Origin of the sequence: Mesorhizobium sp. WSM1293 (assembly GCF_000513875.1) — a bacterium.
GTDB classification, from domain to species: Bacteria; Pseudomonadota; Alphaproteobacteria; order Rhizobiales; family Rhizobiaceae; genus Mesorhizobium; species Mesorhizobium ciceri.
The window spans coordinates 417,381-437,835 of record NZ_AZUV01000004.1 but is presented as its reverse complement, the minus strand read 5'-3'; the positions used below and the strand labels follow the sequence as shown (position 1 = coordinate 437,835).

General features: G+C 63.5%; 22 protein-coding genes. 10 read left to right on the top strand and 12 right to left on the bottom strand.

Annotation, left to right across the window (positions count from 1 at the left end):
• Positions 1 to 8: 8 nt before the first annotated feature.
• The gene (locus tag M729_RS0107705; RefSeq protein WP_027161243.1) at positions 9 to 1,370 is read right to left on the bottom strand and encodes a cytochrome ubiquinol oxidase subunit I; all 1,362 of its coding nucleotides are present in this window, start codon (positions 1,368 to 1,370) and stop codon (positions 9 to 11) included.
• Positions 1,371 to 1,631: 261 nt separating this feature from the next.
• Here M729_RS0107705 and M729_RS0107700 point away from each other — a divergent pair, with 261 nt between their 5' ends.
• Together M729_RS0107700 and M729_RS0107695 are read left to right on the top strand one after the other, a co-directional pair.
• The gene (locus M729_RS0107700) at positions 1,632 to 2,558 is read left to right on the top strand and encodes an ABC transporter ATP-binding protein (RefSeq protein WP_024502216.1); all 927 of its coding nucleotides are present in this window, start codon (positions 1,632 to 1,634) and stop codon (positions 2,556 to 2,558) included.
• A complete protein-coding gene (locus tag M729_RS0107695; RefSeq protein ID WP_013528680.1) occupies positions 2,555 to 3,316 on the top strand; it encodes an ABC transporter permease in 762 nt (253 codons plus the stop codon). Before M729_RS0107700 ends, M729_RS0107695 begins: the two co-directional genes overlap by 4 nt.
• 65 nt (positions 3,317 to 3,381) lie before the next feature.
• Here M729_RS0107695 and M729_RS0107690 read toward each other — a convergent pair whose 3' ends face one another.
• Positions 3,382 to 4,419: a phosphatidylglycerol lysyltransferase domain-containing protein gene (locus M729_RS0107690; protein WP_013528679.1), complete on the bottom strand. Its 1,038-nt coding sequence runs from the start codon at positions 4,417 to 4,419 to the stop codon at positions 3,382 to 3,384.
• A 343-nt stretch (positions 4,420 to 4,762) separates the two neighbouring features.
• Between M729_RS0107690 and M729_RS0107685 the strand changes: the two genes are divergently transcribed.
• Entirely contained in the window at positions 4,763 to 5,953 is a 1,191-nt protein-coding gene (locus tag M729_RS0107685; RefSeq protein ID WP_027161242.1) for an NAD(P)/FAD-dependent oxidoreductase, read from the top strand.
• Here M729_RS0107685 and M729_RS0107680 read toward each other — a convergent pair.
• Positions 5,945 to 6,169, bottom strand: a complete 225-nt coding sequence (locus M729_RS0107680) for a hypothetical protein (RefSeq protein WP_024502214.1) — start codon at positions 6,167 to 6,169, stop codon at positions 5,945 to 5,947. The two genes, M729_RS0107685 and M729_RS0107680, sit on opposite strands and share 9 nt — an antisense overlap.
• A 145-nt stretch (positions 6,170 to 6,314) precedes the next feature.
• On the bottom strand, positions 6,315 to 8,318 hold the full coding sequence (locus M729_RS0107675; protein WP_027161241.1) for a PhoX family phosphatase: 2,004 nt from the start codon (positions 8,316 to 8,318) through the stop codon (positions 6,315 to 6,317).
• A 562-nt stretch (positions 8,319 to 8,880) separates the two neighbouring features.
• On the opposite strand from M729_RS0107675, the gene M729_RS0107670 reads away from it, so the two are divergent.
• A complete protein-coding gene (locus M729_RS0107670; protein ID WP_027161240.1) occupies positions 8,881 to 9,375 on the top strand; it encodes a hypothetical protein in 495 nt (164 codons plus the stop codon).
• Between the two features lie 280 nt (positions 9,376 to 9,655).
• Here the strand turns inward: M729_RS0107670 and M729_RS0107665 are convergent, their stop codons facing one another.
• Together M729_RS0107665 and M729_RS0107660 are read right to left on the bottom strand one after the other, a co-directional pair.
• Positions 9,656 to 10,315 carry a response regulator transcription factor gene (locus M729_RS0107665; protein ID WP_013528674.1) on the bottom strand — a complete coding sequence of 220 codons (660 nt, stop codon included), beginning with the start codon at positions 10,313 to 10,315 and terminating at the stop codon, positions 9,656 to 9,658.
• On the bottom strand, positions 10,312 to 11,706 hold the full coding sequence (locus M729_RS0107660) for a sensor histidine kinase (protein WP_024502211.1): 1,395 nt from the start codon (positions 11,704 to 11,706) through the stop codon (positions 10,312 to 10,314). The genes M729_RS0107665 and M729_RS0107660 overlap by 4 nt, the downstream gene beginning before the upstream one ends.
• Positions 11,707 to 11,875: 169 nt before the next feature.
• Here M729_RS0107660 and M729_RS0107655 point away from each other — a divergent pair, with 169 nt between their 5' ends.
• From M729_RS0107655 to M729_RS0107635, 4 genes are all read left to right on the top strand, one after another.
• On the top strand, positions 11,876 to 12,217 hold the full coding sequence (locus M729_RS0107655; protein WP_013528672.1) for a hypothetical protein: 342 nt from the start codon (positions 11,876 to 11,878) through the stop codon (positions 12,215 to 12,217).
• Between the two features lie 14 nt (positions 12,218 to 12,231).
• Positions 12,232 to 12,945 (top strand): phosphatase PAP2 family protein, encoded by a 714-nt coding sequence (locus tag M729_RS0107650; protein ID WP_027161239.1) that lies wholly within the window; start codon positions 12,232 to 12,234, stop codon positions 12,943 to 12,945.
• Positions 12,946 to 13,214: 269 nt separating this feature from the next.
• A complete protein-coding gene (locus M729_RS0107640) occupies positions 13,215 to 13,493 on the top strand; it encodes a helix-turn-helix transcriptional regulator (protein WP_013528670.1) in 279 nt (92 codons plus the stop codon).
• 69 nt (positions 13,494 to 13,562) lie between these two features.
• On the top strand, positions 13,563 to 15,308 hold the full coding sequence (locus tag M729_RS0107635; RefSeq protein ID WP_027161238.1) for a SulP family inorganic anion transporter: 1,746 nt from the start codon (positions 13,563 to 13,565) through the stop codon (positions 15,306 to 15,308).
• A 701-nt stretch (positions 15,309 to 16,009) separates the two neighbouring features.
• On the opposite strand, the gene M729_RS0107625 is transcribed toward M729_RS0107635, so the two are convergent.
• A complete protein-coding gene (locus tag M729_RS0107625) occupies positions 16,010 to 16,870 on the bottom strand; it encodes an ATP/GTP-binding protein (RefSeq protein WP_027161236.1) in 861 nt (286 codons plus the stop codon).
• Positions 16,871 to 16,983: 113 nt separating this feature from the next.
• Between M729_RS0107625 and M729_RS0107620 the strand changes: the two genes are divergently transcribed.
• Positions 16,984 to 17,784: a helix-turn-helix transcriptional regulator gene (locus M729_RS0107620; RefSeq protein ID WP_013528667.1), complete on the top strand. Its 801-nt coding sequence runs from the start codon at positions 16,984 to 16,986 to the stop codon at positions 17,782 to 17,784.
• Between the two features lie 21 nt (positions 17,785 to 17,805).
• Here the strand turns inward: M729_RS0107620 and M729_RS0107615 are convergent, their stop codons facing one another.
• From M729_RS0107615 to M729_RS1000000136975, 5 genes are read right to left on the bottom strand one after another with little or no spacing between them, the layout of a single operon-like run.
• Positions 17,806 to 18,267, bottom strand: coding sequence for a hypothetical protein (locus M729_RS0107615; protein ID WP_084652575.1), 462 nt, complete (start codon positions 18,265 to 18,267; stop codon positions 17,806 to 17,808).
• Between the two features lies 1 nt (position 18,268).
• Positions 18,269 to 18,571, bottom strand: coding sequence for a hypothetical protein (locus M729_RS1000000139180; RefSeq protein WP_027161234.1), 303 nt, complete (start codon positions 18,569 to 18,571; stop codon positions 18,269 to 18,271).
• The gene (locus tag M729_RS1000000139175; RefSeq protein ID WP_027161233.1) at positions 18,568 to 18,786 is read right to left on the bottom strand and encodes a hypothetical protein; all 219 of its coding nucleotides are present in this window, start codon (positions 18,784 to 18,786) and stop codon (positions 18,568 to 18,570) included. The genes M729_RS1000000139180 and M729_RS1000000139175 overlap by 4 nt, the downstream gene beginning before the upstream one ends.
• Positions 18,779 to 19,123 carry a hypothetical protein gene (locus tag M729_RS0107600; RefSeq protein WP_027161232.1) on the bottom strand — a complete coding sequence of 115 codons (345 nt, stop codon included), beginning with the start codon at positions 19,121 to 19,123 and terminating at the stop codon, positions 18,779 to 18,781. Before M729_RS0107600 ends, M729_RS1000000139175 begins: the two co-directional genes overlap by 8 nt.
• A gap of 11 nt (positions 19,124 to 19,134) precedes the next feature.
• Positions 19,135 to 19,278, bottom strand: coding sequence for a hypothetical protein (locus M729_RS1000000136975; RefSeq protein ID WP_023813481.1), 144 nt, complete (start codon positions 19,276 to 19,278; stop codon positions 19,135 to 19,137).
• 180 nt (positions 19,279 to 19,458) lie between these two features.
• Here M729_RS1000000136975 and M729_RS0107590 point away from each other — a divergent pair, with 180 nt between their 5' ends.
• Complete coding sequence (locus M729_RS0107590; protein ID WP_027161231.1) at positions 19,459 to 20,430, top strand: AraC family transcriptional regulator; 972 nt, start codon at positions 19,459 to 19,461, stop codon at positions 20,428 to 20,430.
• Positions 20,431 to 20,455: the final 25 nt, after the last annotated feature.

The following is a 20,455-nucleotide window of genomic DNA, read 5'->3' as shown; positions in this document are numbered from 1 at the left end:
TTCTTCTCCTACTCGCCAGCCGCCGGCTGTGACATGGCGGCGTTCATGACGCCCGGCAACGGCGATGAATCGCCGTCCTTCGCCGCCTTCAGCGCCAGGTGCACCAGCACGCCGAGATAGGCGATCAGCAAAAGCACATAGAGAACGAGGTAGGTCGCCAGCGTCAGCGCGACATGGCTGCCCGCCACCGGGCCGACCGCGTCTGCCGTTTTCAGCACGCCCGTCACCAGCCAGGGCTGTCGGCCGATTTCGGTGGTGTACCAGCCGGCCAGCGTTGCCAGCCAGCCCGACAGCGCCATCGGTACCATCAGCATGGCGAGCGGCTTCGGCAGGCTGTGCCGGCGCTTGAGGAAGAAGGCGGCCGACCATGAGACGAGCAGCATCAATATGCCTGTGCCGACCATCACGCGGAAACCCCAGAACACCGGAAAGACCGGCGGATGGTTGCCGGGATAATCGTTCAGTCCCGGCACCACGCCGCTGGTCGAGTGCCGCAGCACCAGGCTGGCGCCGTCGGGAATGGCGATCTCGAATTTGTTTTCCTTCGCGGCCTCGTCGGGAAGCGCAAAAAGCACCAGCGGCACGTTGGGGCCGGTGTTCCAGTTGGCTTCCATGGCGGCGATCTTCTGCGGCTGGTGCTCCAGCGTGTTCAGCCCATGCTGGTCGCCGGCGAAGATCTGGATCGGGATCAGGATCGCGGCCGTGAAGACGCCGGTGCGCAGCGCCTTCCACATCGATTCCGAACGGTCGCCGGTGAGATAGCGCAGCGCCGACAGGCCAGCGACCAGGAACGACACCGTCAGCCCGGACGCCAGCAGCATGTGGGTCAGCCTGTAGGGCATCGACGGGTTGAAGATGATTGCCCACCAGTCGACCGCATGCGCCACGCCGTCGCGCATCTCGAAGCCGGCCGGCGTCTGCATCCAGGAATTGAGCGCGATGATCCAGAACGCCGAGACGGTGGTGCCGCCGGCGACAAGCACCGTCGCCAGCGTGTGGATGCGGTTGGAAACGCGGCGGAAGCCGAACAGCATGATGCCGAGGAAGGCCGCTTCGAGGAAGAAGGCGGTGAGAATCTCGTAGGCCAGCAGCGGCCCGGCGATGTTGCCGACCTTTTCCATGTAGCCCGGCCAGTTGGTGCCGAACTGGAAGCTCATGGTGACGCCCGAAACCACGCCTATGGCAAAGGACAGCGCGAACACCTTCACCCAGGTGAAATAGGCGCGCATCCAGGCGGAATCGTTGGTCGCGTTGTAGCGCAGCTTGAAGAACAGCAGCACCCAACCCAGCGCAATGGTGATCGTCGGAAATAGAATGTGGAATGAAATATTCGCGCCGAACTGGATACGCGAAAGTATGAGCGGGTCCATGATGGGCTCCGGCTGCTGCAAATACTCGCGAAGAATAGGCCCGAAGCGAGTTCAGGTCAAAGCGGCGTCCTGCCGCGAGGCTGAACGCCACAGGACAATTTTCCCGGTTGCATGCCGCGCAACTCCGGGCCTGTGCGCCGCACCTGCAATGGCCGGCCGGCAACGATTGTCGAGAACTGTCAGCAGGGCATTGACTTGCGGTTGCAAGCACCGACATTCGGCCTATATCAGGGGACCTCTTTCAAGCAGCCGTTTTCATCCATGCCTTCCATCCTGTCCATTTCCGGGGTCTCCAAGACCTACGCCACCGGTTTTACCGCGCTCAAGGAAGTCAATCTCGACATTCAGCGCGGCGAAATCTTCGCGCTGCTTGGGCCCAATGGCGCCGGCAAGACGACGCTGATCTCGATCGTCTGCGGCATCGTCAACCGCTCGTCGGGCACCGTCACCGTCGACGGCCACGACATCAACAAGGATTATCGCGCCGCGCGCGGTCTGATCGGGCTGGTGCCGCAGGAACTGACCATCGATGCCTTCGAGAGCGTCTGGGCGACGGTCAATTACAGCCGTGGCCTGTTCGGCAAGCCGGCCAACCACGGCTTTGTCGAGAAGGTGCTGCGCGATCTCTCACTGTGGGACAAGAAGGACGCCAAGGCGATCACCCTGTCGGGCGGCATGAAGCGCCGGCTGATGATCGCCAAGGCGCTGTCGCATGAGCCGCGCATCCTGTTCCTCGACGAGCCGACCGCCGGCGTCGACGTCGAGCTGCGCCAGGACATGTGGGCGATGGTGCGCCGGCTGCGCGAGGACGGCGTCACCATCATCCTCACCACGCACTATATCGAGGAAGCCGAAGCGATGGCCGACCGCGTCGGCGTCATCAACCGCGGCGAGATCATCCTGGTCGAGAACAAGGCCGAACTGATGCGCAAGCTCGGCCGCAAGCGGCTGGTGCTGGAACTGCGCAATCCGCTGACGGCCATTCCCGAGGCGCTCTCGCGCTATGCGCTGGAATTGTCGCCCGATGGCGGGCAGCTGACCTACACCTATGACAACCAGGCCGAGCGGCCCGGCGTCGCCTCGTTGATGCGCGATCTCGAGGCCGGCGGCATCCAGTTCCGCGATATCGACACGCAAAACTCTTCGCTCGAGGAGATCTTCGTCAATCTGGTGAGGAGGGAGCCATGAACCTTCGCGCAGTATGGGCGATCTACCGGATGGAAATGGCACGTGCTTTCCGCACCGTGCTGCAGAGCATCGTCTCGCCGGTCATCTCGACGTCGCTGTATTTCGTCGTCTTCGGCTCGGCCATCGGCTCGCGCATCACCGAGATCGACGGCATCAGCTATGGCGCCTTCATCGTGCCGGGTCTGATCATGCTATCGCTCTTGACGCAGTCGATCTCCAACGCCTCCTTTGCCATCTATTTCCCGAAATTCGTCGGCTCGATCTACGAGCTTCTGTCGGCGCCGGTCTCCTATCTGGAGATCGTCATCGCCTATGTCGGCGGTGCCGCGACCAAGTCGATCATCCTCGGCCTGATCATCCTGGCCACCGCCTCGCTGTTCGTGCCGCTCACCATCCTGCATCCGTTCTGGATGCTCGCCTTCCTGGTGCTGACGGCGGTGACCTTCAGCCTGTTCGGCTTCATCATCGGCATCTGGGCGAAGAGTTTCGAGCAGCTGCAACTGGTTCCGCTGCTGATCATCACGCCGCTGACCTTCCTCGGTGGCAGCTTCTATTCGATCAACATGCTGCCCGAGGTCTGGCGCACGATCACGCTGTTCAACCCGGTCGTCTATCTGATCAGCGGTTTCCGCTGGAGCTTCTACGGCAAGTCCGACGTCTCGGTCGGCGTCAGCCTCGGCATGACGGTCGTCTTCCTGCTGATCTGTATAACGATCGTCGCCTGGATATTCAGGACAGGGTATCGGTTGAGGAATTGACGGCAGAACGCCGCCAGGTCTGTTGAGATTCAGGTCAGGCCGGCCTCACCTGAATATCGATAGATCTAGATCGCCTTGACCAGCCGCAGCAACCCCAGCATCTCGACATACGTCCCCTTGCGGAAGGCGATGTAGACCGGCTCCTCGACACCGTGGAAGCGGCGCTTGAAGGCCGCCTGGCCCTGCAGGTTGAACCTGCGGCGATTGACCCAGGGCGAATCGTAGGCGCGCTGGAAGGCATTGCGCCAGAAATCGCTTTCGGCAAAGCCGCTTGGCCCGATATCGAGCATCGGCGACAGGCCGAGCGTGACCACCGAGATGCCCTCTTCGCGAAAACGATCGACGGCGAATTTGGTCAGGCCGACCTCGGCATGCGGCGAAGCGTCGATATGCTTGCGCTTGAAGGCCGTCGTGTAGCCGATGACCTTTCCGTTGCGGCACAGCGGGTCGAAGTCGAGCAGAGCGACCAGTCCGCCGTCGGGACCGTGCAGGACGAAACGGCGCATGTCGGTGCCGAGATGGTCGGCAAAGTGGCGGTTGAGAAAGCCCATCTCCCAGCGCTTGACGATGCGGTCGCCGCGCCAGTTTTCCGAAAGCCGGGCAATTTCATCCAGAAAAATCGTGCGCTTGTCCTCGTCGAACGAAAAGCCTTTCTTCAGCAGCCAGCGCTCGGAGTAGCGCACGGTCTCGTTGCGCTTCCCGGAAAAATCATGCTCGGGCAGGGTGAGGCGGGTGTCGATGCCGAGGCGATTGACCTTGTAGCCAAGGCCGGCCAGCACGCGTGCGGTTTCCTCGCCGACCTGCACGAACCACGGGCTGCCGGCGGTCTCGACGAAGCGCTTGATGTAATCGGCCCGACGCGCCGGAGCCGCCACCGGGTCGCCGAGCGCGAAATGGTGCTTCATCTTGGTACCGAAGGCGATGTAGCCGTCGGCGTCGCCGAAATAGGAGAGCTTGCCTTGCACGGCGGTGGAATAGGCGAGCGAGAAGTCGCCATAGCGGCGCACCAGTGCCAGGCGTTCGACATGGGTCAGCGCCTGCCGCTCGACCTCGGGCGCGGCGGCCTCAAGGATCTTGTCGAAATAGAACCGCAAGGAGGGCATGGTCGAGATTCCGCGTGCCGCCTACAGCGCCGGCCGTCCAGGACGCGCCAAGGTGCTGTAACACTTTGATTCTGCGCATGACTCGAAAATCGGAGTCGATTTCGGGCATGCGCGTGGGGATAACCGAGACCCGCCAGCCACCCCGAGCCTCGAATCAATCACATTGCCGCGACCTGATTACCCTTGATATCGCGCATATGCCATATAGAGCGCAACCGCGGCCCGGCGTACGGAGCTAATTCGCATCGCCCGAAATTTCGGCCGCGGTTTGCTGCAGGGATCCTGCGCGGGATCAAACGGTTACAGCGTCCTGCCAGCCTAGCGTCGAACGGGATTCGAGTGAATGACTGATACGACAATCAGATCGGTTGTGGATCTGCCGGCCAAGGTCGAGCCGGCAATCGTCGTCGGCGCCGGTGCTGCCGGGCTGGCCGTCGCGCACGCCTTGATGAACGCCGGCGTGCCGACGGCGATCCTGGAAAAGGAAAGCCGGTTGGCTGAGCCATGGCACCGGCGGCACCAGCAATTGCATCTCAACACCCACCGCGATCTTTCTTCGCTGCCTGGTCTCCCCTATCCCCCCGGCACCCCCGCCTTTCCGCACCGGACGGTCGTCATCCGCCACATGAATGATTTCAGGGAGGAAAACCGGCTGCCGGTGCAGTTTGGCGTCGCTGTCGAAGAGATTGCCTTCAAGGGCGATCACTGGGCGGTACGGACCAGCGCTGGCCTGCGGCTGGCCCGCAATGTCGTCGTCGCCACCGGCCGCGACAGGCAGCCGTTCATTCCCGAATGGAAAGGCATGAAGGATTTCGTCGGGCGCATCATCCATTCGGCGGATTTCGGTGACGCACAGGCCTATGCGGGCCAGAAAGTGCTGGTCGTCGGCGCCGGCAATTCGGGTTTCGATGCGCTCAATCATCTGGCCGGCATAGACACGGCCGCCATCTGGCTGTCGGCCCGCAGCGGTCCCGCCCTGCTGCCCAAGCGCATCGGCAAGATCGCCGTGCACCGGCTTTCGCCGTTCATGGCTCGCTTGCCGTTGCGGGTCGCCGACGCGGTGATGTCGGCGACGCAGCGCCTGGCTTTCGGCGACCTGACCAAATTCGGCCTGCCGCCCGCGCCTGCGGGCGGCGCCAGCCGCCTGACCTCGGACTACACCGCGATCGCCGCCGACGACGGCGCCGTCAGCGCCATAAAGGCCGGCAAGATCACCGTCGTACCCGGCATAAGGGAATTCACCCGTGACGGCGTGATCCTGGCCGATGGCAGCCTGATCTATCCTGACATCGTCATTGCCGCGACAGGCTACCGCACCGGGCTGGAGCCGATGGTCGGCAAGCTCGGCGTGCTTGACGCCAAGGGCGTTCCGCTCTTCAACGGCGGGCAAGCCGATCCGAAATTGCCCGGTCTGTGGTTCACCGGCATGCGGCCGAGCATTCGCGGCTGCTTCGCCAATGCCGGTATCCTGGCCAAGGCGATCGCCAAACGGATTGCAGGGTCGGCCTCGCACCAACCCGGCGCATCACGCTGATTTGGGTTCCAGCCGCCGGAAACCGACGGCCTCCATCAGCATGTCCTCTTCCTCCATGCCGGCATTGTGCAGGGCGAGCAGGTTAAGCGCGATTTCCCGCGCGTCGGCGGAATCGGGATGTGCCTCGCGCCGCCGGCAGGCCTCGTCGAACACGCGCTGCAGCTTGGCGATATCGGCTGGCTTGAGCAAGCCACGGTCATAGACGGACTTCGACATGGCGATCTCCTGATAAAGATCTAGGGCGCCATGCTTAAATTGCCAATCTTTCCCGAGGCTTGACCAACTTCACCCCATGCCGCGACTTCAAGGGGCGGCAGCGGTGCAAATCTGCTCCGCTGCTGCGCCCCATGCTGGAGGGCGATCAGACCGCGATCTTGCCGCCGCCCTGTCTGGTAATGGCGACCACCGACGGCCGCACCGGCATGTCGGGCTTGAAGTCGGGCCAGCGCGTCGACAGATCCTCATAGTAGGACGGGCGGCCGAACGCTTCCCAGTCCTCGCCGCCATCGCCCGGATGCTGGACGGCGACGAAGGCGGTCTGGTCGTCGGGCGCAAACAGCGGACCGCACATTTCGGCGCCGATCGGCACGCGGAAGAACAGTTTCGAGGTTGCCCGCGCCGCCCCCTCCGTGTCCACCGCCCACAGACCATCCGTGCGGCCGGTGGCTTTCGGGCCTTGGCCGTCGGTCGCGACCCAGAGACGCCCGGCCGAATCGACCGCGCAATTGTCGGGCATGCCGAACCAGCCATTGGCCGTCGTTGCCGTCGAGAAGGTGGCGCCGACATCGGCAACCGCCGGATCACCGCATTTCAGCAGCACTTCCCACTTGCCCTTGGCGGCGGTGAAATCACCGCCGTCCTCGGCGATCTCGATGATGTGGCCGAAGGCGTTTTCGGCGCGCGGGTTGGCGGCGTCTACCTGATCGGCCTTGCGCTTCGAATTGTTGGTCAGCATGACATAGACCTTGCCGTTGACGGCATTGGGCTGGATGTCTTCGGGGCGGTCCATCTTGGTGGCACCGAGCAGGTCGGCGGCGCGGCGCGTCTCGATCAGCACGTCGGCCTGGCCAGTGAAACCGTTTTCAGCCGTCAGCGGTCCCTGGCCGAAGACGATCGGCAGCCATTCGACCGTGCCATCTTCGGCGAACCTGGCGACATGCAGCGTACCATCATCGAGCAGGTCCCTGTTGGCGGCATGATCGTTCGGATCGAACGCGGCCTTGGTCACGAACTTGTAGACATAGTCGAAGCGCTCGTCGTCACCGAGATAGAAGACGACGCGGCCGTCCCTGGCGACAATCGATTCGGCGCCCTCATGCTTGAAGCGGCCCATGGCGGTGCGCTTCCTCGGCGTCGAGGTCGGGTCGTTGACATCGACCTCGACGATCCAGCCGAAGCGGTTGGCCTCATTGGGCTCCTTGGCGAGGTCGAAACGCTCGTAATGCGCCGCCCATTCATAGGCGCCTTCGGGAATGCCGAGACGCTTGTAGTTCGCGGCTTCCTTGTGGCCTTCCGGCAACTCGCCGGAGAAATAGCCATGGATGTTCTCCTCGGCCATCACATAGGTGCCCCAGGGCGTGACGCCGCCGGCGCAATTGTTGAACGTGCCGAACACCTTGGTGCCGGACGGATCGGCATTGGTCTTGACGCGGTCATGGCCGGCAACCGGACCGGACAGCGCCATTTCGGTGTTGGAGGTGATGCGGCGATTGAGCTTGCCGTCGCGCACCACCTGCCATTTGCCTGATGCCTTGCGGATCTCGACGATGGTGCCGCCGTGAGCTGCCATCTCGACATCGACCTGCTCCTTCGAGAGGGGTGCGACTTCGGCCGACTTCTTGCCGTCCTTCTCGACGATCTTCACGATGCCCGGGAACATCAGATGCGGATTGGTGTATTCGTGGTTGACCACCAGCAGGCCATGTTCGGCCGAGCCGTCGATGGGGATGTAGCCGATATAATCGTTGTTGTAGCCGAACTGTTTCGCCTGGGCCTCGGCCGACTGTTTCGTCGGGTCGAAGTCGGGCGAATCGGCAAACAGCGGATCGCCCCAGCGCAGCAGTACATCGGCATCGTAACCCGGCGCGACGTGGTGCTTGTCGTCGATGCCGGCCTCGAGTTCGTCGAACGTGAAGGCCGAGCCTTCAGCGGCCCGGGCCTCGTCGGCGCTGATCAGCGCCAGCGGGCTGACGGTGGCGACGATGGCCGAGACAGCCAGCGAACCCTTGAGGAAGCCGCGGCGCGAGAACCGCGCGGCGATGATCTCGCCCATGGTGCGGTTGTCGGAAGCGTTGATGGCCGGGCCGTCGTTTTCCTCGAGCAGGCTGGTGCGGAATCGGGTGTCGGGGGAGCGAAGGTCAGTCATGGCTTGCCTCTGGCTGTTGGATTGGCTGGAGCGTGGGTACCTGTTTGACCCCCTTATAATCGCCGGATCACATTTTCGTGACATCGGGAGACCTTTCAGACGCGACAGGCATTGCGCGCAGCGCTGGCTAAGCATTCCCGCAGACCGTGAACTGCTCCAGAATCGCCGGTTCGAGATGAAAGGAGACCTTAGGCGGCATCTTGGCCGCGCATCCTGCGACGGCGGACGACATCAGTCGTTTGCAAAAAACAGATCAACGGGCAACTGCACCCTCGACAAGTCACCTCCGCCGCCCCCGGCGGAGGTGACTTGATGTTCGGCGTCTGCGGTCGTCAGGCATCGGGAAAGCCAGTCTCCCGTTTAGCGATGGCGGTCACGGCGCCGTTCATGCGAAGCTAATGTAGCATATACTTGGGACTTTAGTCCAACCTTGCGCTTGCAATGGTCCTGGTTGACAACCGCAACGGTCGGAGGTCGCTTCCGGGCGCCGCGTCTTTCGGCAATGTTGGTTGCACTGCAACGTTGGGGTGGGGCGCGCCGGGCTCAGTCGTCGGAGATCAGAATGCACAGATCGGTCACGACCCGTTGTTGCCGGCTGGCGCTCAAATCGGCAGCGGCGCTGGTGTTGACGATTGCGCCCTATCAAATTGTCCTGGACGGCTCCGTTTCCGGCATCCACACCGCCAGCGCATACGCCGGCAAGGGTGGCGGCGGCAACGGTGGCGGTGGGGGCGGAGGCAACAGTGGGGGCGGCAACGGCGGCAATTCCGGCGGAAGCAATAGCGGGAACAGCGGCAACGGCAATGGGAATAACGGCAGCGGTAATAGCGGCAACAACGGCAAATCAGGATCCAATCAGGGTAAGAGCGGGAGTCATGTCAATGCAAAGACCGGTGACAAGGTCGACGTGACCGGCAACAAGATCACAGTCCGGCATCCCGACGGCATAACGGAAAAGCTCGAGAACGGTCGTTTCAGCATGAAGGACGCTCTCGGTCGCACGATCATCGACCGCCAGGCCACGCCGGCCGATGCCAATCGTCTCAAGGCCTTGTGAAGCTGGCCAACAGGCAACGGTCAGCTTTGCACGTCACCTCCGCCGCCCCCCGGCGGAGGTGACCTCGTTTCCGGCCGGCGTCGTCCCGGTTTTCGGCACCGCAATGGCTGCGGTCCCGAGGCGCGACGCGCTTTTGCGCAATCCGGGACGGGAAACCGCTGCGCATTTCTTCGGACCTGCCCAGAGCAATTCTAAAAAAAGTGTGAAGCGCTTTTCCCTTGGGAATTGTGTCAAAACAGAGTTAGAGCAGCTCGCCGTTTCCGTGAAACGGTGAAATGCTTTAGGAAGGCCTGTCGCGGTCGCGCCACTCACGCATCATCAAGGCCGCTTCGGTGCGATTTCGCACATTGAGCTTCGACAGCACTCCGGTCATGTGATGTTTGACGGTCTTCTCCTGCAACTCAAGCCGCAAGGCGACTTCCTTGTTGCTCAGCCCCTCCGCCACCAGCCGCAGGATTTCCGTTTGCCGATCGGTGAGCTGCCGCAGCCGTTCCGCCAAGCCGTCGGTCGGCTGCTGGGACTGGAGATCCGAAAGCAGCCGGGCCGATAGTGTCGGCGAGAGATAGCTTTCGCCGGCTGCGACATTGCGCAGGATGTCGGCGAGGCCGCGCGATCCGACGCCTTTGAGGACATAGCCATTCACCCCTGCGTTCAGCGCCTTGGTCACATCGGCATTGGCCTCCGAGACGGTCAGCATGACGATCTTCTGGGCGGGATGGTTGGCGAGGATGCTTGCGACCGCGCTCAGCCCGCCGCCCGGCATCGAGATGTCGAGCAGCAAGATGTCGGGCCGCATCGTCGCGGCGAGGCGTTCGGCATCCTGCGCCGTGGCGCCCTCGCCAACCATCTCGAAGCCTCCGATCTCCGACAGGCTGCGCGTCACACCTTCGCGAAAGAGGGGATGATCGTCGACAATGGCAATGCGAATGGTCCCAGTCATGCTTGCTCCTCGACCGACAGACGGATCACCAAACGCGTACCTTGCGGCCCGGTCAAGGTTTCGAACTGTCCGCCAATGCTTTCGACCCGTTCCCTGAGGCCGGCGAGCCCGAGGCCCTCGACCCGTGCCGTCGGATCGAAACCCGGCCCGCGGTCCGACACTTCGACAAAAAGCCTGCCACCTTTCATCCCGGCACTCACCGCCTGATCCTTGCCTAGCCCGTGGTGATAGGCATTGTTCAGCCCTTCCTGGACGAAACGATAGATGCTGATCTTCTCGGAGGCGCCGGGTTCAGGCAACTGTCCGGCCAGCGTCAGCGTCACCGACGTTCCCGTCCTCTGTTCGTGTTCCTTGACGGCCAGCCGCAGAATGTCGGTTGCGGCAGCCGTCTCGATCTGCGGCAGGACAAGGCCGGTGCAGATGCCGCGTATTTCGCGCATCGCATCCTCCAGCGTCTTGCGAATCATCGTGACCTCGGTCGAGCGGCTTGCGCCCGAATGGCCATCGCTGGAAAATATCGGGCTGTCCATGCGCAGCGCCGCCAGGGCAACGAGTTGGGCCGGGCCGTCATGCAGGTCGGCGCCGATGCGGCGCAGATATCTTTCGTTGAGCGCGGTGGCGCGGCGCGAGGCCTGTTGCACGCGCAGTCGCAAGGCACTGTTTTGCGCCACCAGGCCCTGCAGCTCCGACACCTGGCGGCGCAGCGCCCCACGCTGGTCGTCGATGGTGCGGCTGCCGCGCAGGACGATGCCCGACAGGAGCAGGAATGCCGCCAGGGTCGCGCCGGCCACGATCAGCCAGCTCGACCACAGAGCGGAAGCCAGGGTGGCCTGGAAATCGTCGGCGATCTCATAGAACTCGGTAACCGCCACCACCTCGCCCGACCAGGGCTCGCGCACGGGATTGTAGATCTCCAGCAATGGCAAGCCGGTCGCCTTCTCCTCGCTCTCATCCTCATCGAAAGTATTGAATTCAGCGACGACATTGCCTTGGAAAGCGGAACGCAGATTGTCGCTCGGAGCGAAGCGGCGGCCGATCAGGGCCGTCTCCTTGGCATAGAGGACCGTTCCGTCGCGGCGCCAGAGCATGAACGATTCGAGGCGCTTGCCGAGCGCGCCCTGGCCAAGCGTCTCGTCCAGCGCCTGCTTGACGGAATCGCTGAGCTCCTGCTCCTTGCGCAAGTCGGGAAGCAGCGGCGCAATCACGCTGTCGACATAGAGCGCCGTCGTGGCGGCCGAATTGCGGATGACGCCCTCTCTGATCTGCGCCGTCACCCAGGCGCCCACCACCAGCATGACGGCCAGCAGGCCAAAACCGCCGGCAACGACGAATTGCAAGGCAAGAGAGAGTTCGCTCCAGCGTCGCGTCAAGTTCTGCAGAATACGAATCATGAACCCCTGACCGCCCTTCAATCGACTGGCTGGACGATGTCGGTACATTGAGCCTCCGTCTTGCCATTGCCAAGAGCTTCGTTTGGTCGAGCGCTTGACGTCCCGGCGCGCTTCGGAAACAACGTCCGCGACACATGCGGCGGGAGCCGCTTCGAGAGGGGACGGAACGTTGAGTTTTTCGGGACTGCTGCAGCTCGGCTTTTCAACGGTCATTTTCCTGCTGGCGGCGACAGCCGCCAAGCAATGGGGCCTGGCGCCGAGCCTTGGCAAGATCGCGCTGACGCTGGCGCTCTATTCGCTGGGCAATCTGATCATGCTGCGGCTGATCCGCGAATTCGGCATGTCGGTGTCGTTCAGCCTGTCTGCCGTCATCCAGCTGGTCTCGGTGAACGTCGTGGCACTGGTCTTCTTCGGCGAGCGCGTCAACGCGCTGCAGGCGACCGGCATCATGCTGGCGATCGCCGCAGTGGCGCTGATCACGCTCGGACCCTATCTGCAAGGCCGGCTGTAACGGGCGGATTGCCGATGAAGAATGCCGCGAACGCTTTGCTCAACCGGGTCGAATTCCCGGTGCTGCTGGCCGGCCTGGTCATCGCGGCCGGCCTTTGGGGATTCGAGGAGCTGATGGAGATGGCGCGCGCCACCACGCCGCACGCCTTCGACACCGAAATCCTGCTCGCCTTCCGCCAGGCGGGGCGGCCTGACAGCCCGATCGGCCCGCTGTGGCTGCAAGGGGCTATGCGCGACATCACAAGCCTTGGCAGCGGCAGCGTGCTGGTGCTGATCGTGACGGCGGTAATCGTCTATCTCCTGCTTATCCGCAGGCCGGCGACCGCCCTTTTCATCTTCGTGGCGGTGGCTGGCGGTCAGGTGCTGTCGAGCCTGCTGAAAGCCGGAATCGACCGGCCGCGCCCCGAACTCGTCTCGCATCTCGTCAACGAAACGACGCTGTCTTTTCCCAGCGGCCACGCCATGCTGTCGGCGGTGACCTATCTGACGCTCGGCGCGCTGGCGGCACGCTTCCTGCCCGGTCGAACGACGAAGATCTATGTGCTGTCGCTGGCGGTGCTGACGACGCTGCTGGTCGGCATCAGCCGCGTCTATCTCGGCGTCCACTGGCCGTCGGATGTGCTGGCCGGCTGGTGCGCCGGCTTCGTCTGGGCGATGCTGTGCTGGCTCGCTGCCCGGACGTGGCAGCGATGGCGTGGGCAGCACCCGGACGGCGAGACTGGAGACTAGATCAGCCGGTTGATCAGCCCGTGCCCGCAGCCGGCCAACAGGAAAACCGCCGACAGCAAGGCTGCCGATGTCATGAAAGTCTTGAAGATATTCAACCGCGTTACTCCCTGCCCAGATGGAAGACCTTAGCGCGCAATCCCGGGAAAGTATCTAAAAAATGGCCAGTCAGGCGCCACTACTTACGTCTCAAACATTCATCCTAATGCTTGAAACATCAGAATGATGATATTATACCTTACTCCTGCAGACTCAGACGGGGATTCCGGCCGATGATCACTGCCGCGCAGATGCGCGCCGCAAGGGCGCTGGCCGGCATCGATCAGAAGACGCTCGCCGAGCGCGCCGGCGTTTCGCTTCCGACTATCCAGCGCATGGAGGCGAGCGATGGCGTGGTCAGGGGCGTGGTCGACACGCTGATGAAGGTCATCCAGGCCCTCGACGAGGCCGGGGTGGAACTGATCGGCGAGAATCAGGCCAGCGAGCGCGGCGGCCGGGGCGTGCGCCTCAAGCCTGCCGTGCCGCCGGATCCCAAGGCTGAGCCGGCATAAAGTCGCGACGGCGACCGCCGACAGCCCTGCCGACGATCCCGCCGCCTTTCAGGGTGCGAAAGGCAGTCCATGGATCAGACGCAACGGGCAGTGCATGAACCGGCCTACAGATCGGCCCAAAGGTCGGCCCACCAGTCGGCAAAGCCGACATTTTCCGAATTGTTCACGCCAAAACTCGTGACGGTCTGGCGCGAGGGCTACACGTTCGCCGACTTCAAGGCGGACGCCATTGCCGGGCTGACGGTGGCCATTGTCGCGCTGCCCTTGTCGATGGCCATCGCGATCGCCTCGGGAGTCACGCCCGAGCGCGGCCTCTACACCTCGATCGTCGGCGGCTTCATCATTTCGGCGCTCGGCGGCAGCCGCTTCCAGATCGGCGGCCCGGCCGGCGCCTTCATCGTGCTGGTGGCCGCGACGGTTGCCCGGGTCGGTATCGACGGGCTGCTGCTGGCAACGATGATGGCAGGGGTCTTCCTGCTCGCCATAGGCTATCTCCGTCTCGGCACCTACATCAAGTTCATTCCCTATCCGGTGACGGTCGGCTTCACCGCCGGCATCGCCGTCATCATCTTTTCCGGACAGATCGTCGAACTGTTCGGGCTGAAGCTTGCCGGCAAGGAGCCCGGACCGCTGGTGCCGAAGCTGATCGCGGTCGGCGAGGCGGCCGGCACCATCAACCCGGCGGCGATCTTCGTGGCGGTGTTGACCGTCGCCACCATCGCCGGCCTGAAGCGCTGGCGACCGACATGGCCCGCAATGCTCATCGCCATCGGGCTGGCATCGCTGGTCGTGGCGCTTCTCGCGCTGCCGGCGGAGACGATCGGCACCCGCTTTGGCGGTATACCGCGCAGCCTGCAAATGCCCGCTTTGCCGCCGATCAGCCTGGACAGGATGATTGACGTGCTGCCGGATGCGATTGCCTTCGCCTTGCTGGGCGCCATCGAATCGCTGCTTTCGGCGGTGGTCGCCGACGGGATGACGGGCCGCCGGCATCGTTCCAACTGCGAACTGGTGGCGCAAGGCTTCGCCAACATCGCATCCGCCCTGTTCGGCGGCATTTGCGCCACCGGCACCATCGCCCGCACGGCGACCAATGTGCGGGCCGGCGCCCACGGACCGGTTTCGGGCATCGTCCACGCCGCCATCCTGCTCGCCTTGATGCTGGTGGCGGCGCCGCTCGCCAGCTATATCCCGCTCGCCGCCCTGGCCGGCGTGCTGGCGGTCGTGTGCTGGAATATGTTCGAGAAACAGGCCTTCGCCACCTTGCTGCGTGCCTCGCGCGGCGATGCGCTGGTACTGATGGCGACCTTTCTGCTCGTCATCTTCCGCGATCTCACCGAAGGCATCGTCGTCGGCTTCGTGCTGGGGTCGATCCTGTTCATCGACCGCATGGCCAAGTCGATTGCGGTCGAGGCCGATCAGCCGCTGGTGCAGGAGGATGTCGCCGACAGCACCAACGCCTACGATGCCAGCGAGGCAACCGACGCCGACACCGTCGTCTATCGCATTTCGGGCGCCTTCTTCTTCGGCGCCGCATCGACCGTCGGCACCGTGCTCGACCGCATAGCCGACCAGCGCAGGAACTTCATCCTCGACTGCTCGGCCGTACCGTTCTTCGATTCGACGGCGGCCAACGTCATCGAAGGCGCCGCCCACAAGGCGAAACGCGCCGGTGTCCGCTTCATCATATCGGGTGCCGCGCCGCAGATCCGACGCATGCTGATCACCCACGGCGTCAAGCGCCCGCTGGTGACCTACGCCGCCTCGATCAAGGATGCGCGGGCGCAGCTGAAAGGGAAGATCGAGGCGGGGTAGGGGCCGGGATTTGCCGGCCGGTGGCCATTGTCAGGACAAGGTGTCCACCTGTTGAATGCCAACTTCTTGACGTTGAGCTGACTCACGCACGGCCCGACGTGAACACCGCTTTGCGCCGCTCCTCGCGGTTTGTCCGATACCATCGCCCGCGCCTTCGAAATTGATGCGGTGACGAAATGGGCGTCGGAAAGAATACGAGATACTCTCGCAATCTTCACACCTGTCCTATATAGCCGCTGCACTGACGATCTTGTCCGGAAAGCTCGGTCAAGAAGAGGTGTTCGCACCCGCCATTTTCGAACTAGCCTCAGTGCACTCGCCTCACACGATCTTCTACGCTGCGGCTACTACATGGTATTTTTCGCGGCTTAGCAACTCGGTCCTGCTAGGGAAAAAGGCGGGTGAATGTGCAATCGTCCTCGACAAGGAGAACGACTGGCATCAGCGAATGGTAGCAGCACGCGACACCCTATCTGACGTGATGCTGAAACATCGGTCGACCCAAACCGGTGGTCACGTCGAGGTTTAGTTTCGGTGAAGAACATCCTTTGGGTCGTCGCATGACAGACGACCGCAACGGGCCAGACGTCGTTAATTAGCCGCACTGCGAGTTCGAGTTGGTGATCATCGCCGACGAATGAGCTTTCACCTCACGGCTGCGAACGTCTCGCAGCTCTGCCCTGAGGCGCCGACCATGGCTCTCAATCGAGCTTCAGCGCCACAACCTCGCCTTCGTTCATCAACGGCACATAAAGGATCGACTTGCCATCGGTGCCGATGTCGGCGCTGCCCGGCTTGAACTGCGCCACCACCTCCGGCGCGCCGCCCGCATGATAGCGGTAGAGCGTGCCGGTCATGTAGGCGGTGGCGTAGATGGTGTCGCCGATGGCTACGACGCCGTCGAGATCGGCGAATTTCTGGGCGGCCGGCAAGGGCGAAACCACCTTGCTGGCGATGTCGACCGACAGCAGGCCGCCAAGCTCCGTCGTGCTGAAGTCGGGCTTGATGCCCTTGCCCCAGGAGGCGACGATCAATCGGCCGCCATCGGCAAAGACGCCGTTGGGCGAAGCCAATCCCCCGTCCTTGACGAACAGCTCCGGCCGGTCGCCATCGATGCGGTAGATGGCGTCGGCCAACATGTCGGTGACATAGACCTTGCCGGATTGGTCCGATGTCATGTCGTTGAGGAAGACCGCGTTCGGCACCGAGATGCTGGCGACGAGCTTGCCGCTGGCGAGGTCGACGACGCGGACTTTCGTGATGTCGGCGACATAGAGCTTGCCGCCCGAGATCGCCATACCCTTGGGTGCGTCCATGCCGTCGGTCCAGTGCTGGGTGACCGTCTTGCCGTCCAGCGACAGCACGGAGAGATAACCGTTGCCGTCGGCCTCGCCGGGATTGCCTGATATGTTGGAAACGATGATGCGATTGTCAGCGGCGTCGAACAGGGCCGATTCCGGCTGTTCGAGCCCGGTGGCGCGCCAGAGTTCGCCTGCCTCCGCGGCGGGCACTGCGGCAATGCCGATGACGGCGATAAAGGTTGAGGTGATGAGGGTGTTCATGACTGCTCTCCTGAGATGACGAGGCAGAGCTATGGCTTTCGATACTTTCCGGAAAGGCCTGACACCGCTAGTATCGAATATCGATACGAAACTTGCGGCAAGAGGTGCATCCGATGAACGGTCTGATCTTCCAGGCGCTGAAGCGGACGTTGAAGGCGAAGGGCGTCACCTATCGCGCGCTGGCCGAACGCATGGGCGTTTCCGAACCGACGGTGAAGCGTATCTTCCATGAGCGCAATTGCAAGCTCGACCGGCTGATGGAGATTTGCGCTGCGGCCGGTGTCGAACTGGAAAACGTGCTCGGCTCGATGAACCGGGGGCCTGGGCCGGTCAACCACATCGCGCCGGAGGTCGAGCGCAAGCTCGCCGGCCGGCCGGCGCTGCTGTTCATCTTCGTCATGCTGTCAGAAAAGTTCACGCCCGAAGGCATCATGCGCTCGCAAGGCCTGAGCGAGGCTTCGATGTTCCTCTATCTGCGCGATCTCGAGGAACTCGGCCTGATCGCGCTCGGACGGGGTCTTTCGGCGAGACTGCTGGTCGAGACGCCGATCCAGTGGAACTTCGAAGGGCCGCTCAGGCCGCTGTTCGAGATGACCAACAAGAATTTCATCGGCTGGGCCATCACCCATATCGACAAGGAAGCGACCTTCGTCAGCTTCTCCAGGCGGATGCGGCCGGAGACGGCTGAAATGGTGCGGCGCGAGGCGGAGGATCTCGCCGACCGCGCCAAGCTGCTCGCCCATCACGACCAGCACACGACGCCGGAGGATGGCCTGATCGGCTACAAATGGACGTTTGCCTTTGGCGCGACGCCATTTCCGGCAATCATGCCGATCGGGCCGCACGCGCGAGATGCCGGGGCGAGGCCTGATACGCCCGCCGCCGCGAAAGGACGGCGGCCGCTGCCGGCCTGACCAGGCACCGCGTCAATCGTCTCAGCACGATTGCATCTGGCGGCTGAGCTTGCCGCGCACGACCCTGGCAGTGCCGACCGCCACCATTTTTGCCGCTGTCTTGCCCCCCGGACCCGCCATGCGACCGGCGACGCCGACCGCGCCATTGACGGCGCCCATCGTCTTCATCTGCCCGCCCGTCTCGTTCATCCGCGCCCGGCAGTCCCGCATTTTCCTGGTCGCCTCGACTGCAGCCAGGGCCTCGCCAAGGCCTGCCGGCGAGTCCGGGCCGGCCGCCAACTCCGCCAATTGCGCATGCTGGTCTGGCGTGATCGGCGGGCTGGCGGCCGTCTGGCTGCAGCCGGAGGCCAGCAGGCAGATCAGCATCGCGATCGGGCTGCCTCGCCCGGCACGTGCCGTGGCTGGAAAAATGCCACGATATTCGGCCTCGAGGCTCCCGCTAGAAGTTGCTTTTCCCGCCACCCGTTTCCTGTTGTCCAACATCCTATTGCCCCACCGCCGGGCCGAGGATGAGGCTGCGGATTTTTGGCGTCAGCGGCCTGACGACGTCGGCGAAGGGATCGCCCTCAGTCCGCAAAATCATCAAGCCTTCGACCTCTTCGTCGATGGCGTCGATGGTCTCCGTCTTCTGTGCCTCGGTCAGCTCCCTCATACCGGATATGGCATTTCTGAGCTTGGCGAAAATGGCATCGAGTTCCGCGACCGGCATCGTCGCCAGGAACCCGCGCATGGTCTCGCCAAGCGCGACCTTCCAGCTGTCGGCGGTGAAACCGGCTGTGCCGATCAAGCCTTGTCCGCGGCATCGCGCTCGTACCAGTCGGCGGCGATCTCCTCGTCATAGGCGAACTGACCGAATTCGGGCTGCAAGGCCTCGATCAGGCCGACGACCGCCGACGCATCCCGCGCTGTCAGGGCCAAGGCAGGCGGGCTGTCGAAGATCATGCCGGCAAGTGCGAGCGCGCCGGCCAGCCGGCGCATGGCTGCGAAACGCCGCTCAGCCATAACAATCCTCCGCAATGCCGGCCCGGGCACTGCTCGTTGCCTGGGACTGCAGAACCGAGCCGCCGATCGAGGCGGCCTGGCCGGCAATGACCCCACCATTGCCAGCCAGACCGCCAAGACCCCCCGCCATCGACAGCACACCGCCGAGCAGAGCCGCATTGGTCTGCGCCTTCGCCGCCTTCTTGGCCGCATCGGCGCAGGCCGTTTCCGTCGTCGGTTCGTTCCGGGCCTTCTTGCTGCCGGCCGCGCTCGCGATCGATGCCGGCTTGTCGTCGACCTGGCCCGTTTGGCAGCCCGCCAGGGCAATGGTCAGGGCCAGGAAAATGCTCTTTTTCATGGTGCTGCTCATCATCGGGCAGCGCGCGGCGGCAGCTTGGCCTCGCGATGATCGGTCACTGCGTTGCCCAAGGCGATCGACAGCAGATAGACACGCGGATTGAACCCTGCCGCAGCCAGTGCCGACAGCGTCTTGAACAGTTGCAAATGAAACATCGTGCCCCCCTTTGGATTGCCGCCAATGCGGTTCCGGTTCCGGAATCGCGCCGCAAACTAGGGGCATAAAAGGGGGGCAGCTTGGACAGAACGGCACTGAAAGCGGCCAAAACGGCCCGGGATTGACGTTTTGCAGGCTCCGGCGCATATGACCGCGCTCTTGGGCATGGGGGGGTGTCGATGACTGCGACGATGGGGACGTCAGCCTCATTCAGGCTGTCGACGGAGATGTTTCCGGAGCGGGATCGCGTCGAGATCACGCGTGAGGTTTACGGCCGCACGGTTCTGAGGGTGGACCTCGATCCGCTGGCGCCGGCGCAGATCGACATGCGGGTGCGCGCGTTGCCAGGCCTCGGCATCGCCACCGGCAGCTCATCGGAATTCCGGGTGCATCGTACGTCGTCGCTGATCGACAATGACGACTTCGTTCTTCTGGCGGCCCTCGACGGGGGCAGTGTGATGAAGCATCGCGGCCGCGAGGAGGCGGTCGGCAACGGCCAGGCGCTGATGATGAGCGGTGAAGAGGTTGGCCTCAACCTGATCGGCGCCGGCGGGTTTCGCTTCGTCAATCTGAGTTTTTCGCGCAAGCAGCTTTCGCCTCTGATCGGCGATCCGGCCGCGGTTCTTATGCGGCCCTTGCCGACCCAAAGCGGGGCGATGCGGCTGTTGCTCGACTATATCAGCTCGATCCAGGAGGTCGGAGACGAGTTGACTGCGGAGGCCTGCCACCTTGTGGCGGCGCATGTCTTCGACCTTGCCGCACTCGCCATGGGCGCGACCAGGGATGCGGCCCAGATCGCACGCGGCCGCGGCGTCAGCGTTGCCCGCTTGCGCGCCATCAAGGCCGATATCGTCGCGCATGGTGGCCATGTCGACCTGTCGGCGCAGGACGTCGCCGCCCGCCACGGACTGTCGGCCCGCTACGTCCGCAAGCTGTTCGAGAGCGATGGCACATCCTTGATTGATTTCATGATGACCCAACGGCTGGCGCGCGCCCATCGCATGCTCGGCGATCCGCGCCATGCCGGACGCAGCATCACCGCGATCGCCTACGAGGCCGGCTTCAACGACCTTTCCTATTTCAACCGGGCGTTCCGTCGCCGCTATGACGCCACACCCTCGGACGTGCGGGCCGCGGCTTGCAAGCACTGACGCCCGGCTGCCGGCCAGCGGTCCT

Coding starts and splice junctions, on each gene's coding strand:
- M729_RS0107660 (WP_024502211.1), bottom strand. CDS start 11,706: ATGATTCGTATTCTGCAGAACTTGACGCGACGCTGGAGCGAACTCTCT.
- M729_RS0107650 (WP_027161239.1), top strand. CDS start 12,232: ATGAAGAATGCCGCGAACGCTTTGCTCAACCGGGTCGAATTCCCGGTG.
- M729_RS0107670 (WP_027161240.1), top strand. CDS start 8,881: ATGCACAGATCGGTCACGACCCGTTGTTGCCGGCTGGCGCTCAAATCG.
- M729_RS0107590 (WP_027161231.1), top strand. CDS start 19,459: ATGACTGCGACGATGGGGACGTCAGCCTCATTCAGGCTGTCGACGGAG.
- M729_RS0107700 (WP_024502216.1), top strand. CDS start 1,632: ATGCCTTCCATCCTGTCCATTTCCGGGGTCTCCAAGACCTACGCCACC.
- M729_RS0107635 (WP_027161238.1), top strand. CDS start 13,563: ATGGATCAGACGCAACGGGCAGTGCATGAACCGGCCTACAGATCGGCC.
- M729_RS0107615 (WP_084652575.1), bottom strand. CDS start 18,267: ATGTTGGACAACAGGAAACGGGTGGCGGGAAAAGCAACTTCTAGCGGG.
- M729_RS0107695 (WP_013528680.1), top strand. CDS start 2,555: ATGAACCTTCGCGCAGTATGGGCGATCTACCGGATGGAAATGGCACGT.
- M729_RS0107640 (WP_013528670.1), top strand. CDS start 13,215: ATGATCACTGCCGCGCAGATGCGCGCCGCAAGGGCGCTGGCCGGCATC.
- M729_RS0107620 (WP_013528667.1), top strand. CDS start 16,984: ATGAACGGTCTGATCTTCCAGGCGCTGAAGCGGACGTTGAAGGCGAAG.
- M729_RS0107690 (WP_013528679.1), bottom strand. CDS start 4,419: ATGCCCTCCTTGCGGTTCTATTTCGACAAGATCCTTGAGGCCGCCGCG.
- M729_RS1000000139175 (WP_027161233.1), bottom strand. CDS start 18,786: ATGGCTGAGCGGCGTTTCGCAGCCATGCGCCGGCTGGCCGGCGCGCTC.
- M729_RS0107680 (WP_024502214.1), bottom strand. CDS start 6,169: ATGTCGAAGTCCGTCTATGACCGTGGCTTGCTCAAGCCAGCCGATATC.
- M729_RS0107600 (WP_027161232.1), bottom strand. CDS start 19,123: ATGAAAAAGAGCATTTTCCTGGCCCTGACCATTGCCCTGGCGGGCTGC.
- M729_RS0107675 (WP_027161241.1), bottom strand. CDS start 8,318: ATGACTGACCTTCGCTCCCCCGACACCCGATTCCGCACCAGCCTGCTC.
- M729_RS1000000136975 (WP_023813481.1), bottom strand. CDS start 19,278: ATGTTTCATTTGCAACTGTTCAAGACGCTGTCGGCACTGGCTGCGGCA.
- M729_RS0107705 (WP_027161243.1), bottom strand. CDS start 1,370: ATGGACCCGCTCATACTTTCGCGTATCCAGTTCGGCGCGAATATTTCA.
- M729_RS0107665 (WP_013528674.1), bottom strand. CDS start 10,315: ATGACTGGGACCATTCGCATTGCCATTGTCGACGATCATCCCCTCTTT.
- M729_RS0107625 (WP_027161236.1), bottom strand. CDS start 16,870: ATGAACACCCTCATCACCTCAACCTTTATCGCCGTCATCGGCATTGCC.
- M729_RS0107685 (WP_027161242.1), top strand. CDS start 4,763: ATGACTGATACGACAATCAGATCGGTTGTGGATCTGCCGGCCAAGGTC.